This window comes from Bacillus sp. JJ1474 (genome assembly GCF_036965225.1).
GTDB lineage: Bacteria > Bacillota > Bacilli > Bacillales > Cytobacillaceae > Cytobacillus.
This window is the reverse complement of record NZ_JBALPC010000135.1, coordinates 7260-9705: the sequence shown is the minus strand read 5'-3', so window position 1 is coordinate 9705 and position 2446 is coordinate 7260. Positions and strand designations below refer to the sequence as shown.

The 2446-nt window shown below is 38.0% G+C and carries 2 protein-coding genes; both read right to left on the bottom strand.

The annotated features are described in order from the left end of the window. Positions 1–98: 98 nt before the first annotated feature. Positions 99–1037: an L-threonine 3-dehydrogenase gene (locus V7164_RS16565; protein ID WP_335354631.1), complete on the bottom strand. Its 939-nt coding sequence runs from the start codon at positions 1035–1037 to the stop codon at positions 99–101. Positions 1038–1116: 79 nt separating this feature from the next. Next, positions 1117–2307 (bottom strand): glycine C-acetyltransferase, encoded by a 1191-nt coding sequence (locus tag V7164_RS16560; protein WP_335354630.1) that lies wholly within the window; start codon positions 2305–2307, stop codon positions 1117–1119. Positions 2308–2446 lie beyond the last annotated feature (139 nt).

The following is a 2446-nucleotide window of genomic DNA, read 5'->3' as shown; positions in this document are numbered from 1 at the left end:
ATTCAAATTAATATTATGATTATGCACTTCAATTTAACCTTTCCTAACATATAAAAAAAAGGCAGCTTTATTTGCTGCCTTTTGGTTTGCAATTTAAATTATTTACGTAGCTTTTCTAACATATCTGCTGTCATTTTTGAAAGATCATATTCTGCCTTAAAGCCCCACTCTTCTATTGCAGCTGTGGCATCAAGCGAATTTGGCCAGCTGTCCGCAATCTTTTGACGAACAGGATCCACCTGATAATCCATCGTAAACTCTGGTATGGACTTTCTAATTTCTGCAGCGATTTGTTCCGGTTCAAAGCTCATTGCTGTCACATTAAATGAATTTCGATGATTTAATTTTGAAGCATCTGCCTCCATCAGGTCTACAATTGCATTTAATGCATCAGGCATATACATCATATCCATATAGGTTCCTTCCGCAATATAGGAAGTATAGTGTTTATTTTTGATTGCTTCATAGTAAATTTCAACAGCGTAATCGGTTGTACCGCCTCCAGGAGGGGTCACATGTGAGATTAATCCTGGAAATCTCAAACCTCTTGTATCAACGCCAAATTTATAATAGTAATAATCTGCAAGTAATTCTCCCGCCACTTTATTTACACCGTACATAGTCGTAGGACGCTGAATAGTGTCTTGAGGGGTGTTATCCTTTGGCGTTGATGGACCAAAGGCACCGATTGAGCTAGGAGTGAAAAATTTGCAATTTAACTCACGCGCTGTTTCTAAAGCATTCATGAGCCCGCCCATATTTAAATTCCAAGCGAATACCGGATTTTTTTCAGCGGTAGCCGAAAGTAAGGCAGCCATATGAATAATAGTATCCACTTGATACTTCTTAGCCATTTCAATCATCGTTTTCGTGTCTGTTACATCTACAACTTCAAAAGGACCAGAAAGTGCAGCCTCTGAATCATTTTTTCTTATATCTGTGGCAATTACATTGTCTGCTCCATAAATATCTCTAAGTTTTAACGTTAACTCAGATCCAATTTGACCTAAAGCCCCTGTAATAAAAACCTTTTTCATTTAATAACCAAACCTTCCTCTGTGAAAATTCTCGTCTCCATTGCCATTCTTCAAAAATGTTGAATGAGGGGCAAATTAATTAAATTACACCCATTTCTTTCCCTACTTGTTCATATATTGCAATAGCCTGATCAAGCATTTCCTTCGTATGTGCTGCTGTTGGCATATTTCTAACCCTTCCAGTGCCCTGCGGAACAGTCGGGAACACGATTGACTTCGCATAAACGCCCGCCTCGTTCAACTTTCTGCTGAACTCTTGTGTCTTTACTTCATCGCCAATAATACAAGGCGTGATCGGAGTTTCACTATCACCAATATCAAAGCCTAAGTTCTTTAAGCCAGTTTTTAAATAATTAGCATTCTTCCAAAGCTTCTCATTCAATTCAGTACTTTCCATTAATATTTCAATTGCCTTTATACTTGCAGCCACATCTGCCGGAGTTAACGATGTAGAGAATAAGAATGGTCTGCTTCTTACTTTTAACCAATCTATTAGCTCTTGTTTTCCGGCAACGTATCCGCCAACAACACCAATTGCTTTTGAGAGAGTACCGATTTGAAAATCAATTTTATCAGAAAGCCCGAAATGCTTGACAGTTCCTGCACCATCACCTAAAACTCCTGATCCGTGAGCATCATCTACATAAGTAATCAGGTCGAATTCTTCTGCGATTCTCACAATTTCAGGAAGCTTGGCGATATCTCCATCCATTGAGAAAACGCCATCTGTAATGACCATGATTTTATTGTATAAGCCAGATTCCTTCGCCTCTTTTGCTTTTGCTCTTAAATCTTCCATGTCAGAATGGTTAAAACGGATGATCTTTGCTCTTGATAACCGGCAGCCATCAATGATAGAAGCATGATTCAATTCATCGGAAAGAATTGCGTCATTTTTGTCCATAACAGCTGAGATAGCAGCCATATTACAATTGAAGCCAGATTGATACGCAATAGCAGCCTCTGTATGTTTAAATTCAGCTAGTTTTTCTTCTAGCTTTACATGCAGGGCCAATGTTCCGTTAATCGTCCGAACAGCTCCCGCTCCAACCCCGTATTTATTAATTGCTTTTGTAGCGGCTTCCTTTAATCGCTCATCAGTAGCTAACCCTAAATAGTTATTGGAAGATAGATTTATCAGCTCTCTGCCATTAATCTTAATAATTGGTCCGTTTGGACTTTCTAACGGATCGATAACATTATACAGTCCCTTACCTCTTAACTCTTCTAGGTTTTCCTTTAAAAAAGCATCTAATGTTTTGCTTGACATAATCAAGGCCCCCTTACGTATTCAGTTCCTGTTTGTCGCTTTCCTAAAAACAAATGTCTCTCCCAAAAAGACAGTTGTTTTTACAAAAAAGCTAGATATATAAAGGAATATTAAGTAATACTTTATCACAATTTATTTA